General features: G+C 33.9%; 10 protein-coding genes. 4 read left to right on the forward strand and 6 right to left on the reverse strand.

The annotated features are described in order from the left end of the window. From BLV84_RS02970 to BLV84_RS02990, 5 genes are read right to left on the reverse strand one after another with little or no spacing between them, the layout of a single operon-like run. Window positions 1–486, reverse strand: coding sequence for an ABC transporter ATPase (locus BLV84_RS02970; protein ID WP_093239317.1), 486 nt, complete (start codon window positions 484–486; stop codon window positions 1–3). A 3-nt stretch (window positions 487–489) separates the two neighbouring features. Then, window positions 490–1,281, reverse strand: a complete 792-nt coding sequence (locus tag BLV84_RS02975; protein ID WP_093239320.1) for a (Fe-S)-binding protein — start codon at window positions 1,279–1,281, stop codon at window positions 490–492. A gap of 29 nt (window positions 1,282–1,310) precedes the next feature. Next, window positions 1,311–2,660: a 4Fe-4S dicluster domain-containing protein gene (locus BLV84_RS02980; RefSeq protein WP_093239322.1), complete on the reverse strand. Its 1,350-nt coding sequence runs from the start codon at window positions 2,658–2,660 to the stop codon at window positions 1,311–1,313. A gap of 12 nt (window positions 2,661–2,672) precedes the next feature. Further along, window positions 2,673–3,608, reverse strand: coding sequence for an MlaD family protein (locus BLV84_RS02985; RefSeq protein ID WP_234953082.1), 936 nt, complete (start codon window positions 3,606–3,608; stop codon window positions 2,673–2,675). A 49-nt stretch (window positions 3,609–3,657) separates the two neighbouring features. Further along, on the reverse strand, window positions 3,658–4,755 hold the full coding sequence (locus BLV84_RS02990; protein ID WP_093239328.1) for an N-acetylmuramoyl-L-alanine amidase family protein: 1,098 nt from the start codon (window positions 4,753–4,755) through the stop codon (window positions 3,658–3,660). Between the two features lie 153 nt (window positions 4,756–4,908). On the opposite strand from BLV84_RS02990, the gene BLV84_RS02995 reads away from it, so the two are divergent. From BLV84_RS02995 to BLV84_RS03005, 3 genes are read left to right on the forward strand one after another with little or no spacing between them, the layout of a single operon-like run. Then, window positions 4,909–7,542 (forward strand): putative LPS assembly protein LptD, encoded by a 2,634-nt coding sequence (locus BLV84_RS02995; RefSeq protein WP_234953083.1) that lies wholly within the window; start codon window positions 4,909–4,911, stop codon window positions 7,540–7,542. A gap of 4 nt (window positions 7,543–7,546) precedes the next feature. After that, window positions 7,547–7,930, forward strand: a complete 384-nt coding sequence (locus BLV84_RS03000; RefSeq protein WP_093239334.1) for a Rid family detoxifying hydrolase — start codon at window positions 7,547–7,549, stop codon at window positions 7,928–7,930. 7 nt (window positions 7,931–7,937) lie between these two features. Further along, window positions 7,938–9,668 carry a sodium:solute symporter family protein gene (locus tag BLV84_RS03005; RefSeq protein WP_093239336.1) on the forward strand — a complete coding sequence of 577 codons (1,731 nt, stop codon included), beginning with the start codon at window positions 7,938–7,940 and terminating at the stop codon, window positions 9,666–9,668. Here BLV84_RS03005 and BLV84_RS03010 read toward each other — a convergent pair. Continuing rightward, the gene (locus BLV84_RS03010; protein WP_093239339.1) at window positions 9,658–14,130 is read right to left on the reverse strand and encodes a translocation/assembly module TamB domain-containing protein; all 4,473 of its coding nucleotides are present in this window, start codon (window positions 14,128–14,130) and stop codon (window positions 9,658–9,660) included. The genes BLV84_RS03005 and BLV84_RS03010 overlap by 11 nt on opposite strands. Window positions 14,131–14,236: 106 nt before the next feature. Here BLV84_RS03010 and tsaD point away from each other — a divergent pair, with 106 nt between their 5' ends. Then, entirely contained in the window at window positions 14,237–15,271 is a 1,035-nt protein-coding gene (tsaD, locus tag BLV84_RS03015; protein ID WP_093239342.1) for a tRNA (adenosine(37)-N6)-threonylcarbamoyltransferase complex transferase subunit TsaD, read from the forward strand. Window positions 15,272–15,273 lie beyond the last annotated feature (2 nt).

A 15,273-nucleotide genomic window follows, 5' to 3' on the forward strand; every position in this document is an offset into this window, starting at 1 on the left:
CTATTTTAAAAAACGACTGTGCCAGCTTTCTTCAAGAGGGACTTCCCAATATTCATCAAACTCTGCTTTAGTATTAACGAGATTATTAAAGACTATTGTACGAGGTGAAACAGATTTTTGTTTAACCATTTTTTTGAAGTCATTTAAAGGTTTATAAGCGACGTATTCTCCGTGCTTATAGCTGACGTTCATTTTATCTAATAAATCTATTTTGTATTTTTCTTGAAGCGCTTGAATAAACCTCATCGAAGCATCAATTGAGCACCCACTTGCTGCGCTCATAGACTCGTCTAATCCAAAAACAAGAAAACGATTATAAGGGATTTTATAACCTACTTTAAGCTCTTGGCCGTGCGCTGTCCATTCCTTCAGAAAAGCTTCAACTTCAAGCTTCATTGTTTTTAATTCCTCTTCAGAAATGCTTCTATCTGCTTGGTAAATCCATACGCGAGCATCTTCTGGTAATTGATCAAAATTTACTAACATAAATTATAAGTCTTCTGCATTTGCAATCATTTCAACAACATCTAAAACTTCAATATCGTCTTCTTTGTTTTTTCCTTTAACGCCATCTGTCATCATTGTATTACAAAATGGGCAACCCGCAGCAATGGCATCAGGTTTTGTTTCAATAGCTTGTTCGGTTCTAAGTACGTTAACTTCTTTATCACCTTTTTCAGCATCTTTAAACATTTGTGCGCCACCTGCTCCACAGCATAAACCTTTTTGTTTACAACTTTTCATTTCAACAAGCTCAACATCAAGTTTTCTCAATAAATCTCTCGGTGCTTCGTATTCTCCGTTAGCACGACCTAAATAACAAGGATCGTGATATGTAATACGCTTACCTTTGAATTTACCTCCTTCAATTTTTAAGCGGCCTTCATCCATCAAACCTTTTAAGAATTGTGTATGATGAACAACTTTATATTCTCCGCCTAATGATGGATATTCATTTTTAATGGTATTAAAACAATGTGGACATGCTGTGACAATTTTTTTGACGTCATAAGAATTTAAAACCTCAATATTTGTCATGGCTTGCATCTGGAATAAAAACTCGTTTCCAGCGCGTTTTGCAGGATCACCAGTACAAGATTCTTCTGTCCCGAGAACGGCAAAATCAACACCAATTTTATTTAAGATTTTCACAAAAGCTTTTGTGATTTTTTTAGCACGATCATCAAAACTTCCAGCACAACCTACCCAGAATAAGACTTCTGGTTCTTTGCCTTCTGCCATATATTGCGCCATTGTTGGCACTTTTAATTCTTCACTCATCGTCAGTTCGTTTTATTCTTTTTTATTCATTATGCTTCTTTTGACCAATTCAGGCGATCTTGCTGATTGTAAGGCCAAGGAGCTGCATTATTTTCAATATTTGTCATCGCATTATTAAGCTCTGCGGGAGCTGCACTTTCTTCCATAACCAGATATTGACGCATGTCCATAATGATTGAAAGTGGATCAATACCAACAGGACAAGCTTCTACACAAGCGTTACAAGTGGTACAAGCCCATAATTCTTCTCTTGTAATATAATCATCAAGAAGTTGCTTATCATCTTCTTCTGGTTTGTAATCTTTATTTTTATTTAACTTTTCACCTACATCTTCCAATCTGTCACGTGTGTCCATCATAATTTTACGAGGTGACAATAATTTTCCTGTTTGATTTGCTGGACATTCAGCCGTACATCGACCACACTCCGTACAAGTATAAGAACTCAATAACTGAAACCAAGATAAATCTTGGACATCACTAGCTCCAAATTTCGCTGGCATCTCATCATCTTCTTCTTCTTCTGCTGGTTCTGCAAAAGGATCTGCATCAGGATCCATCATCATTTTGACTTCATCTGTTACGGCTTGCAGGTTTTTAAACTCTCCCTGAGGTTTTAAATTTGAAAAATAAACATTTGGGAAAGCCAATAAAATATGTAAATGTTTTGAATAATATAAATAATTAAGGAAAAATAAAATTCCTAAAATGTGTATCCACCAAGCTGCTCTTTCAATAGCGATAACACTTCCTACGGACATGCCGTCAAAAAGTGGTGAGATGAATTGACTTACTGGAAAAGCACCAGCCAAGCCAGCTTCGTGCGCATAACCTGCAGCACCAACAGTTTGTAAATGCAAATCGGCAGCATTCATCGTTAAGAATAAAGCCATCAAGACCAACTCAATATATAGAATATAATTGGCATCATTTTTAGGCCAACCTTTCATTTCACTCAGAACAAAACGCCTGATTTTGATTACGTTTCTTCTGATCCAAAAAAGGATAACGCTAACAGCAACCAAGAGTGCAAGTATTTCAAAACTACCAATCAAGAAATCGTAAACAGGACCTAAAAATGCAAAAATTCGGTGTGTTCCAAAAAGACCATCGATAATAATTTCTAAGACTTCTATGTTTATGATTACAAAACCGACGTAAACAATCACGTGTAAAGCACCAGCTATAGGTTTAGTCACCATTTTGGATTGCCCTAAAGCAACACGCATCATTTTAGACATGCGCTCACTTTTATGATCGCTTCTGTCCAAATCTCGCCCTAAATTTATGTTTCTTCTAAGGCGTTTGACGTTTCGCGCAAAGAAAATTAGTCCGAACGCTAGGGCTAACAGAAATAAAATTTGTGGGATAAATTGCATATTATAAAGTTTTTAGTCTTCTTGGTAAGGTTGGTTTTTCTTTCCAAAGAGCGAAAAGTGAACATATCGCTTTGGGTTCTCTTTGATGTCTTCAAATAAAAGCTCAAGCTCTCGAGTCGCATTGTCTAGGTTGTTATAAAGTGATTTGTCTTTAAGCAAAAGTCCTAAACTTCCTTCTTCACTATTTATTTTTTTACTGACAGCGTTCAAGTTATTAATCGTTTCTTCAACTTCTGCAAACATTTTTTTGTACTCGACAGTAGAAAGACTATCTGATATTTTTGAAAGATTATCAGAAGTTTTTTCAAAATTGTTTACTGATTTAGTGATATTTGAAGCATTTTTATCAAGTAAGCCATTAACGCGATTTGCAGTTTCTGACAAGGACTGCATTGTTTGACTGAGGTTGGCAATAGTTAGCTTGATATCGTCTTCAGTTTTTTTATCAAGAATTCTATTAATTCCGTTCATTAATGTGTCAATACTCACAACAGTTCCTTCTACTTTATCTTGTAAAGGCGATAGTTTTTCATTGACAAGTTCGAGCAAGCCTTCTTCGGTTTTACCTTCTAAAGTGTCATTGCTGACAGCGATTTCAGGGTTTTTAAAATCAGGAACAATAGAGATTGATTTCCCTCCTATAAAATCTCCGCCATAAATTTTAACAAAGCTTGTTTTAGAAAATTGAAAATCTTTTTCAATTCCCATCTCAACAATGATATCGCCAGTTTCATCTAAAAAACTAATGTTGGTCACTTTGCCAACTTGAAGCCCGTTAATTGTGACGGGGGATGAAGTTCCTAAACCTTCAACATCATCATAAACAGCATAGTAAAACCTAGTACTTTTTAGTAAGTTAGTCCCTTCTAAGTAACTGTAACCAAATATAAAGAGTAAGATAGCAGCAACTGCGATAAGTCCTGCTTTGAATTCTCGTGTTAGTTTCAAATCAATTGTTTTATAGCGTCAAATGTAATAAATTATGGGTTAAGTCTGATTATTTAGATGTATAATTAAGAGCTTCTTTAATACTGATCATCTCATTATTTTCATTAAAAGCAACGATAAAGGCTCCTTTATATGAGTTTGCTTTAGCTTTGTCCTTCAGATTTTTGGCATCAAGGTAGTTTTTAGCTTCACCATAAAAGTACTTATAAACTTTACCTTGTTTAAGCTTACTGATGGGTGAGAGTTTATTAAAGTTATAAGGTTTTGGCTCTAAATTATTTGAGCTGGCCGCAATCTGAACTTTAAAACTTACGCCTACCTTGTCCTCAACTAAATCTTGTTGATTCACATTCATTCCTGCAACTTGAGCATCAACGCTGGTTAAGTTAATAATGTTTTTGTAATTAATCAATCCATCTATAATCGCGTTAGACATTTTCTCTTGACCCTTTTTTGAGTTTAAAAAACGACCTTCAGCTTTATTAGTCAAAAAACCAGTTTCCACCAAAACACTTGGCATATAAGTTTCTCGAAGCACCAAAAAACCAGCTTGTTTTACCTTTCTATCTTTTCTATTCAGAACACCTGTAAATTGTTTCTGGACAAAATCTGCCAATAATATACTTTGATCTAGAAATTCTTCTTGCATCAAACTAAAAACTATGTATGATTCCGGAGATTCTGGATCGAAACCATCATATTTCACTTCGTAATCATCTTCCAGTTTAATCACTGAGTTCTCTTTCATCGCAATATCAAGGTTATCTTTGTTACGATGTAATCCTAAAACAAATGTTTCGGCGCCATAAGCATTAGAAGTATGCGCATTACAGTGAACTGAAACAAACAAATCAGCTTTCGCTTCATTAGCAATCTGGGCTCTTTCATGCAAAGGGATAAACACATCTTTATCACGGGTGTAAATCACATTAATATCATCATAAGAAGATAGAAGTTCCCCCATTTTTAAAACAATCTTGAGGGCAATATCTTTCTCAGAGTAACCGTTTCCTGTATTACCAGAATCTTCACCGCCATGTCCAGCATCAAGGACAATGTTAAATTTGCTTGATGACTGCGCATAAAGTGATGAGAATACTATCGAAAAACTAAAAATTAATAGGAATATAAAAGGTTTCTTTATCATAGGTTTACTTTTGTAAAATCATGAACATTAAAAGACGTTTTTAATTTCACTTACTAAAATAATATGTAATTTTGAACTTTCAAAAATCAAGCCAGTAACTCAACAAAAATAGTTTTATTAATCTTGCAAACAAATCATCTTCAAATACTTTTTTTGTTCTTTCTCACTTTTGCCGGAAAATCTTTCGCACAAGTTAATGATTCGATTAACGTTGACCAAAATCCAAAAGAAAGCTTGCAAGATTCTACTCAAATTTCTCAAGACTCTATCAAAGTTAAACAATCAATGCTGACTGACATTATCAGTACTAGCGCTATTGATTACAGAAGGTTTGACAGAAAAGAAAATAAACTTTACCTCTATAATGAAGCTAAAGTGAATTATCAAGATTACAAAATTGATGCTGGTATCATTATTATAGACAATAACACCAATGAAGTCTATGCTAAAGGTATTGTTGACTCAACAGGAGTTTACACACAAAGCCCAGTTTTTGATCAAGGTAAAAACACAATTAAGCCTGATAGTTTGGTTTTTAATTTTAATACCAAAAAAGCTTTAGTCTATAATTCAAGAACAAATCAAGGTGCTTTTAATGTCAAGAGTAAAACTTCAAAGAGGGTTAATGACTCCGTTTATTATTCAGCTGATGCTATTTTTACAACAGATGATGACTTGGAAAATCCTGACTATTTTTTTAGAGCAAGAAAGATAAAATTTGTTCCAGATAAAAAGATTGTTACAAGTTGGGTGAATATGTATATCGCTGATGTCCCCACACCTCTTGGTCTTCCTTTTGGGTACTTCCCATTAACCGATAAGCAAGCGTCTGGTTTTATTATTCCATCATTTGGTGAAAACGTTAATAGAGGTTTTTTCCTTCAAAATGGCGGTTATTATTTCGCTATTAGTGATTATGTTGATTTAGCTTTAACAGGAGATTATTACTCTAACGGAAGTTATGGTTTTAGAGCGCAGTCAAACTATAATGTTCGTTATCGCTTTAATGGTAATTTCAATTTTAATATTGAAAAATTACTTAATGAAGAACGAGGATTTCCGAATTTTTCTGAACAAAGTATTTTTAATGTAAGGTGGTCTCACCAGCAAGACAGTAAATCTAACCCAAACTCAAGATTTTCTGCCTCTGTTAATTTTGGTAGTAGCAAATACTACAGAGAATCGATTAATCAAAATAACACTGGTAATTTTTTAAATAATACTTTTAAATCTTCTATCTCTTACTCAAAAACATTTGCTGGAGAACCACAAATGAATTTGAATGTCACTGCAACGCACAGCCAAAATACAAATACAGAGCGAATTAATATGACTTTACCTACTGCGCAATTTAGCGTTGGTAGGATTTATCCTTTTGCACCTAAAGATGGTATCAAAAAAGGAATTATCGATAACGTCAACCTTCAATACAACGTAAGAGCTGAAAATAGAATTAATACAACTGACTCTCTCTTTTTTAAACCTCAAATGTTTAAAGACGCGCAAATCGGGGCTAAACACAGCATTCCTTTGAGTACAAACTTTAAAGTCTTTGATCACTTCAGTGTGAGTGCTTCTACAAACCTTGAAGAAGTTTGGACTCTAAAAACTATAGACCAAAGTTTTGATGAAATCAACAGAACTGTTGTGAGAGATACAACTGATACTTTTGATCGCTACATGACATATAACTTTAGCGCAAGTGTTGGAACAACGGTTTACGGAATGTTTAATTTTGGAGACGATAAAAAGATTAAAGCGATCCGTCACGTGATGCAACCAAGCATTGGCTATTCTATCAATCCTGGGTTTGACCAATATTACGATTCTTATACAAAACCTGGAATTGCAGGCATTGATGATCAAGAAATCGAATATTCTAGGTTTGAAGGAACTCTTTATGGTGCGCCGAGTAATAGATTTGCAAATAACTTATCTTTTAGTTTAACCAATGATTTTGAAGCTAAAGTCAGAAAGAAGGATTCAACCCTCGTTGGCGATGAAAGATATGAAAAACGTAAGTTACTGAGCAATTTTAGCATAGGTGCCAATTACAACTTAGCTGCAGACTCACTTAAACTCAGTGATATTTCTTTACGTGCAAGCATTCCTATTATTAAGGACAAATTAAGCATCAATACTTCTGGTGCCTTAAATATGTATGCGCTCGACAATAACAATCAAATTATTGATAAACTTAACATCAATAATGGCGGAAGTTTATTTAGGTTAACACGCGCAAACGTCAGTTTTAATTATGGTTTGAAATCAAGTGATTTATTCGGAAATAAAGATGATGATAAAGACAAATCTAACAATGGTAAAAACAGGAATGAAAAAGGCTTTGATGATACTGACTTGTTTGGAAGTGATAACTCTATAAATGACCTTTCTCAAGGAGAAATTGATGCAGATAAGAACGAAGATGATGAAGATGAAACACTTTACAATTATAAAATACCTTGGAGTTTAAACCTTGCTTATACCATGACTTATAACAATACAGCTAGGCAAAATGAAATCAGCTCTCACTCAATCATGTTTTCAGGTGATGTTGATTTATCACCAAAATGGTCGGTTGGTGTTTCATCAGGTTATGATATCAAAAACAAAGGTTTTACATTTACGCAACTACGGTTTTCGAGAGATTTGAATACATGGCGAATGAATTTCAATTGGACACCTTTTGGATCACGTAAATCATGGTTTTTCTTTATCGGAATCAAAGCAAATGTACTTAGTGATATCAAATACGATAAAAATAGAGAACGCGATAGACAACTTTAAAATTATGTCAAAAAAAATCATCAATACATCTGAAGCTCCACAACCTATAGGAGCTTACAATCAAAGTGTTTTAAAAAATGGTTTTCTATACACTTCAGGTCAAATAGCGATCAACCCCAAAACTGGTGAAACAGAATTTGGTGATTTAATTCACGAAACTAAACTTGTGATGAGTCATTTATCTGAAATATTAAAGAAAGCTAATATGACTTTTGAAAACGTCATTAAAGTTTCAATTTATGTCAAAGACATCACTAAATTTTCAGAAATTAATTCAGTTTACAGCACTTACTTTAACGAAGAAACTGCTCCAGCACGAGAAATGGTTCAGGTCGCTGACTTGCCAAAGTATGCTAATATAGAAATCAGCCTAATCGCGGCAGAATAATTTTACGATGGTTTTAGAAGCAATTGACTGGTCGATTATTATTACTTTTTTTGTCATCAGTTTATTGATTGGTCTTATTGTAGCCAAACAATCGGGCAAAAGTTCTGAAAACTTCTTCCTCTCTGGCAGAAACATGCCATGGTGGTTACTTGGTATTTCGATGGTTGCCACAACTTTTGCCGCTGACACACCTGGGTTGGTTGCAGGAATTGTTAGGAAAGATGGCGTTTCAGGAAACTGGGTTTGGTGGGCTTTTTTACTAACAGGTCTTCTCACCGTTTTCTTTTATGCTAAACTTTGGCGAAAATCTAATATTACAACAGATTTAGAGTTTTACGAATTGCGTTACGATGGTAAAAGTGCAGCCTTTCTGAGAGGTTTTAGAGCGATTTATCTCGGTGTTGTATTCAATATCGTCATCATGGCAACAGTTTGCTTAGCTGCCATAAAAATTGGCCATGTTCTTTTTGATTTCAGTGCAATTGAAGCCATACTTATCGCCTGTTCAATCACTGTTCTCTACTCAATGCTTGGCGGTTTAAAAGGTGTTTTAATTACAGATTTCATACAGTTTGGTATTGCATTGGCAGGAAGCATTTGGGCTTCTATTTATGTAATCAATATGCCAGAAATTGGTGGTTTGGAAGCTTTAATTTCACATCCTAACTTAGAAAATAAAATAAGTATTTTTCCTGATTTTACTGATCCTAGTAATTATATTCCACTTATTGTGATTCCACTCGCTGTTCAATGGTGGAGTGTTTGGTATCCGGGCGCTGAACCTGGCGGCGGCGGATATATCGTTCAGCGGATGCTTGCCGCAAAAAATGAAAAACACGCCACATTAGCGAGTTTGCTTTTTAATGTTATGCATTATGCTGTGCGTCCTTGGCCATGGATCATTATCGGTTTTGCTTCATTGATTATTTACCCAAATATTTCAAGTTTGGCTGAAGCTTATCCTGATTTAAATCCGTCTTTCATCAAAAATGATTTAGCATACGCTGCCATGCTTTCTTATTTGCCAGCAGGTCTTTTAGGACTTATTATCACATCGCTCATTGCTGCATTTATGAGTACAATTTCAACACACCTTAACTGGGGAAGTAGTTATGTTGTGAATGATTTTTATGCGCGCTTTATCAATCCAAACGCAAGTGATAAAAAGAAAGTTATGATTGGGAGATTATCAACGATTGTGATGATGGTTTTGGCGGGATTACTTGCTTTAAAACTTGAAGAAGCAAAAGAAGCTTTTGACTTGCTATTACAAATTGGTGCTGGAACTGGTTTGCTTTTTATCCTCAGATGGTTTTGGGAACGCATCAATCCGTATAGTGAAATATCGGCGATGATTTCTTCTTTTGCAATCGCTTGTTTGTTCTTTCTCAATTCAAAATTAGATGAAGCCTGGTTTTCTATTCCTACTTATTGGGAATTAGTGATTGGCGTGATCATCACAACGTTGGTATGGATTATCACAACTCTATTAACATCGAAACCTAAACAAAAAACACTTACAAAGTTTAACGAGTTGATATTTGATGGAGGTCAAAAACTGATTTATTTAAAGTACAAATTAGCCGCTTTCTTTATTGCAACAATAGGAATCTATGCTGTACTTTTTGGAACTGGTTACTGGCTTTATGCCAATTATATTTTGAGTAGTATCGCTTTTGTCATTGCAATATTATCAAGCATTTTTCTGATTAAATACTGGAAAAAAATCACTCTTTAATCGTTCGACTTCTTGTTGATCTTGGAAATTTGATATAAGAAGGAATTTTGATTTTATCTTTATCTTCGAGGTCTTCAATTTCTTTTCGAGTTGCCTTTGCTTTATAGTTTTCATCGAAAATTTTCTTCACTAATTCTTTAAAAGAACCAAAATTAACTGTGTAAGAAATTCCAACGCCTTGCGTATAACCCAAGTCTTCACCTATAAACTGAATATCACTTTCACGGTTAAAAGCTGTCGCTCTTAAATTCCCTTTTTCATTGAGCAGAAAGCTAATTTCAACATCACCAAACACAACAGATTCAGTTGTTCCTCCAACAGGCACGCCAAATCTACTATTAACATAAATTCGTTTGCTTAATTGTGTTTGTAAAGTAAATCCTACACGATCGCCAGTTTGATCTTGCGTTGGCGTTCTTTGTGATTGAACGTAGTCTAAGCCTAATTTAAACTTGCTATCATCACTTGAAATAATATCATCAAAAATACCTGATGCACTTTCAATTAAGTTTCCTGTTAAAGCATTTTGTCCCAATAATTCTTGACTGTAAAAACTTCCTTGCGTAATTAAACTCAAGGCTTGATATTCTGTTTCTTCACCTTGAATTCTATATTCCAGTTCACTTTTAACCACTGAACTTAGATTCGGATAATTCAATTCAAAACTAATGTCTGGTTGAATCAGTTGACCTCTTAAATTTGTGATGACTTCAACAGGAATTTCACGATTAATGCTTGGGTTCTCAAGAATAACAGCTGGATTTGCTGATGTTGTATATTTTGCTTGAACATCCATATTTGCTTGAACAGGATCACCATTCCAGGTTAGGTTAGAACCTGGAATAAGCTCAAATTTCTTTTGGACTAAATTTCCTGCATATCTAAAATCGTAGAATCCTTCATAAGCAACGAAATCTCCCCACATATTGAATTTTCCGTTGGTATTTATTTCTATCAAAATTGTTCCTGCACCTCGCCCATTGAGTCGGCTTCCTGTGCTTTGGTCAACAACAATTTCAACTTCAGCATCTCTTGTGATGTCAAGTTCAAAATTCAATTTTAAACCTGTTACATCTTTTATTTGAACCTGTTTACCTTCTAATTGTGCTGCTTTTTCTTCTGGAGAAAGAAAGTAGATAAATGAATTATCAGCAACTGTTTCTGTATCATCAAGCGGAATTTTAAAAACTGTATTGGGTTGCGTGCTCGCATTGACATCAATGCTCAACTCATCGATTGGTCCATAAATTTGTGCATTTCCATCGATAAAAGCAGTTCCATAATACAAAGCGCCTCTTTCAAAATCAGTATCTAAAACAACTAAGTTTTCTGATGAAATATCAAGATCAAGTTCCCAATCATAAAGTGTATTATGAGTTATATATCCAGATAAAACACCTTTTGTATCGTACTTGGTATCTTGAATATTGATATCGCTAAAAACAATGTCTTTATCATTAAATTTGACTGTGGCATCATTTGCAAAAGCATAATCAACATTCAGATAAGGAACACCCAAACCAGCTTTGTATAATTGAATTTCGCCGTTTAAATCAGGAGATTGTAAATCACCGGTTAATTTTGCATTTCCATAAAGCGTTCCTCGCATATTATTAATCACTTCATCCCCAAGTGGACTCAGCGCTTGAACATCAAAATCTTTAAAAGAAATATCTAAATCTGCAATTTGTTTCTGGTTCTTATTTTTAATTTGACCACCGATATCAAAGAGATAAGTTCCTTCTTTCAATAATTTAGCAGAGACTGAAAATTCATTCAAATCTTTATTGCCATCTGCTTCCAATATCAATTGACCATAATCAAAATCATTTAATTTAAATTGGTCTATTTTAATATCTAAATTAGGCTTATAGAGTTTTCGCTCTTGTAAAATTTGAAGTTTTCCGTTAATTTCTCCATCAAGATTTAAGCTATCCATATAAGGCGTCACGCTGGCTAAATCTACTTTTTTGAAGTTAAGATTGACATTCTTGTATGTTGAATCTCTAACAGCTCCTTCTAAATCAATGATTTGATTTTCGTTAATCATCGAAATTGAATCAAATTCAAAATTCTGAAAACCACGCTCAACCAAAACGCGATTATTCTCATTATTATCTTTATTAATCCACCATAATTTATCTTTAAACTTCAAACTTGATCGCTTAAATCCAAACACAGATTTATTATCTTCTGTTAAGGTTTGATATAAACTCAAATTAAACTTATCCTTATTATTTTGACCTCCTCTAAACTCTGATCGCATATATAACGTATCATTAAGCGTCACATTAATCATACTAAAGTCTGAGATATTATAAACGGATGTTGATAAACTATCGACCCTCACAAAACTATTATAAAGCGGGTTTTTGTTATCAATTTGAAGATTAACATTCTCTAATCTGTTTCCGAAAGCTTCAAGTAATGGCGTTTTAAAATTCAGCTTAAACTCATTTTGATTAGCCACCAAACTTCCGTTTAAATAAGTATCAGCTGAGAGCCTGATGTCAGGAAAGAAAACTTCGACTACTTTATTGTAAATTTTAAAATTAAAATCAACATACTGATAGTTATTTTGGTTGTAATCATCTTCCCTGAAATAAAGGTTTTGAATTGCATCTCCAAAAAGTTGAGGCAATGAAGTAATCCTAAATTCACCAGACATTTTACCATCAATAATGTCAGGTGATTTAACCGTGATGATTTTCTTATTATTTTTATTAATCGATTTCAGAGTCAAAGTATCAAATTGATATGATTCTGCTTCTTCTTGATAAGCAAAATCAATAAACCGAAGTTCACCAACGGCTTCATCAATCGTATTTCCTTTTAAATCAACTTGAATTTTTCCAGAGAATTCTGATTTTTCAGAACGATCAACAATATTCATTTCATTAAGTTGAGCTTTCTTTATATCGAGATCAAAATCATAACTATTTAGTTCTTTTGAAGCATCAATAACGCCATTAAAGTCGAATTCAAAATTATCATCGTGACTAATAATTTGTCCGTCAAAAATTGGCGCTTTTAAATTTCCTGAGACTTCGATGTCTTGGTACTCATATTTATTGATATTGATCGAACTTATCTTGGCATTGACACGCGTGTTGAGTGATTCTTGTGTAAAGCCTTTCCCATTCACAAAGGCAGACAAGCTGACTCTTCTGATTAATTTCGTATCAAGTATTGATGATAAATCATATTCGATAAGTCCTAAACTTCCTTTATAAGTGACTTGTTCAGGATCACTGATAGCTTCAAAGTCGACGTCAACTCTAATGTCTCCAAATTTATTTTTAGCATAAAAGTTTAATGCCAAATTATCGTTGTCATAAATGGTTTGTCCATTGAGATTGACATTCTCAAACTGATCCAAAAATTCAGGTAAATTTTCCTCCAATAAAGGTGGTAAAAGTCTGATAATATCATTTCGGTTGGATTGAAATGTTGAATGATTTGCTTCAACTCTAAAACCATTTTCAGTTGAAAAACTATTTCTTAAATCAATAGAACCTCGATATTTTGTTCCAGTCAAGCCATCCAAATAAAAATTGGTCAATGTAAAATCATTAAGACTTCCATTCATATTTCCTTGCACATAAAGCTTATTTCCATAACCGAATTGATCATAAAAACGCCTTAAATCTGATGATGAAATTTCAGATGAATGTATTTGTGCATTAAAGTTCACCTTGTTTTCAAAATCAGCTAAGTCTTCTCTTTCATATGTCATCTGAACATCGGCTATAACCGATGAATTTGACGTTAAAAGATTTAAATTCTTGACTTGCATTTCTTCCAAAGTATAACTGAATTGCGCTTGCATATCCTCAATCACAATTCCTCGTCCCATCACGCTAGATAAACGATTGATATCAACAGTTACAATTGGGCCATCAACCACTAAATCAGACGCGTTTAGGTTGAGATAGTTCAGCTCTAAAGCTTTCGGATTTTCTAGGTTTTCGTTTAAAATTTGGAAACGACTATCTGTCATCAAAATTCTTTCAAACTCAATAATTGTTGAGCTTTCAGAGGTTGAAGTAGTGTCATCAAGCTGATCGATAAAATAATCTAAGTTTGAAAAATCTTCACCTTTATATTGTGTCAATTTGAAAACCAGTGAATCTGCTTCTGTGGTTGAAAAATTCAAATGTGTAAAATCTAAATTGATTAAATCTAATAGCGAAGACGATAGTTGATCCGCATAAATAAGCGTATCCTTTTTATGATCCTTGATAAAAACCTTATCCAGTTTAAAGCGTCCGTTATAACCAACTTTAAATTTTTCGATGTTAATATCAGTTCCGTAATTGTCATTCAGAGATGTTGTCAACTCTTTTGCTATGCGCGTTTGTACACTTGGAATTGAGAAAAAGACAAGCAAGATCACTATTAGAATCAATAACAAAACGACGAATCGTTTGAGGTAGTAAAAAAGTGTTCTTAATGCCTTCAATTATTGAATTTTACAAAAGATAATTAATTATCAATTAGAATGATTTTATAAAGCAACAAATTTATTTAGATTTGCCGTATAAAAAACAATATTCGCCTCTAATCTTATGCTCAAAAAGGAAATTTTTATTCTTGCAGTTGAGTCCTCATGTGATGACACCTCTGCAGCAGTTTTTAAAAACGAGCATAAACTAAGTAATATTGTGTCAACACAAGAGATTCATGAGATTTATGGCGGTGTTGTTCCTGAATTAGCATCGCGCGCTCATCAACAAAATATTGTGCCTGTTATCGATCAGGCTTTAAAAAAAGCAGGCATTACTTTACAAGATCTTGACGCAGTCGCATTTACTAAAGGGCCAGGATTAATGGGATCTTTACTTGTTGCGAATAGCTTTATCAAATCACTATCCTTGAGTCTAAATATTCCACTTATAGGAGTCAATCACATGCAAGGACATTTATTGGCGCATTTCATTAAAGATGAAAATCAAGAAAACTCTCCTGATTTTCCTTTTTTAGGTGTGACAATTAGTGGCGGACATACGCAACTTGTCAAAGTGACGAATCATTTTGAAATGGAAGTGATTGGCGAAACTTTAGATGATGCTATTGGAGAAGCCTTTGATAAATGTGGAAAAATGTTTGGTTTACCATATCCAGCAGGTCCTGAAATTGATCAATTAGCAAAAGAGGGCAATCCTAAAAAGTTTGTTTTTGCTAAACCGCAAGTTAAAAATTTAGACTTCAGTTTTAGCGGGCTCAAAACATCCGTGTTATATTTTTTACAAAGAGAAATAAAAAAGAATCCTGATTTCATCAAAGAGAATCTTAACGATCTTTGTGCATCATTTCAATACACGGCTGTCAAAATTTTAACAGACAAAATCAAAAAAGCAAGTCAACAAACACAAATCAAAACAATCGCGATTGGCGGAGGAGTTTCTGCGAATTCTGGCATCAGAGAAAAGCTGAAAGAAGATGCTGAAAAGCGTGATTGGAATGTTTTTATCCCACCGTTTGAATATTGTACTGACAATGCTGCAATGATTGCAATTGTGGCTTATTTCAAATACAAATACAGTTATTTTTCAGACTTAACATCAATAGCACAAGCGAGATTTAAAATAACAGAACATTAAAA

It is taken from the genome of Psychroflexus halocasei (assembly GCF_900107595.1).
GTDB lineage: Bacteria > Bacteroidota > Bacteroidia > Flavobacteriales > Flavobacteriaceae > Psychroflexus > Psychroflexus halocasei.

Excerpts from the sequence above, each read along its gene's own strand:
- BLV84_RS03005 (WP_093239336.1), top strand. The coding sequence starts at position 7,938 with ATGGTTTTAGAAGCAATTGACTGGTCGATTATTATTACTTTTTTTGTC.
- BLV84_RS02980 (WP_093239322.1), bottom strand. The coding sequence starts at position 2,660 with ATGCAATTTATCCCACAAATTTTATTTCTGTTAGCCCTAGCGTTCGGA.
- BLV84_RS02990 (WP_093239328.1), bottom strand. The coding sequence starts at position 4,755 with ATGATAAAGAAACCTTTTATATTCCTATTAATTTTTAGTTTTTCGATA.
- BLV84_RS02975 (WP_093239320.1), bottom strand. The coding sequence starts at position 1,281 with ATGAGTGAAGAATTAAAAGTGCCAACAATGGCGCAATATATGGCAGAA.
- BLV84_RS02970 (WP_093239317.1), bottom strand. The coding sequence starts at position 486 with ATGTTAGTAAATTTTGATCAATTACCAGAAGATGCTCGCGTATGGATT.
- BLV84_RS03000 (WP_093239334.1), top strand. The coding sequence starts at position 7,547 with ATGTCAAAAAAAATCATCAATACATCTGAAGCTCCACAACCTATAGGA.
- tsaD (WP_093239342.1), top strand. The coding sequence starts at position 14,237 with ATGCTCAAAAAGGAAATTTTTATTCTTGCAGTTGAGTCCTCATGTGAT.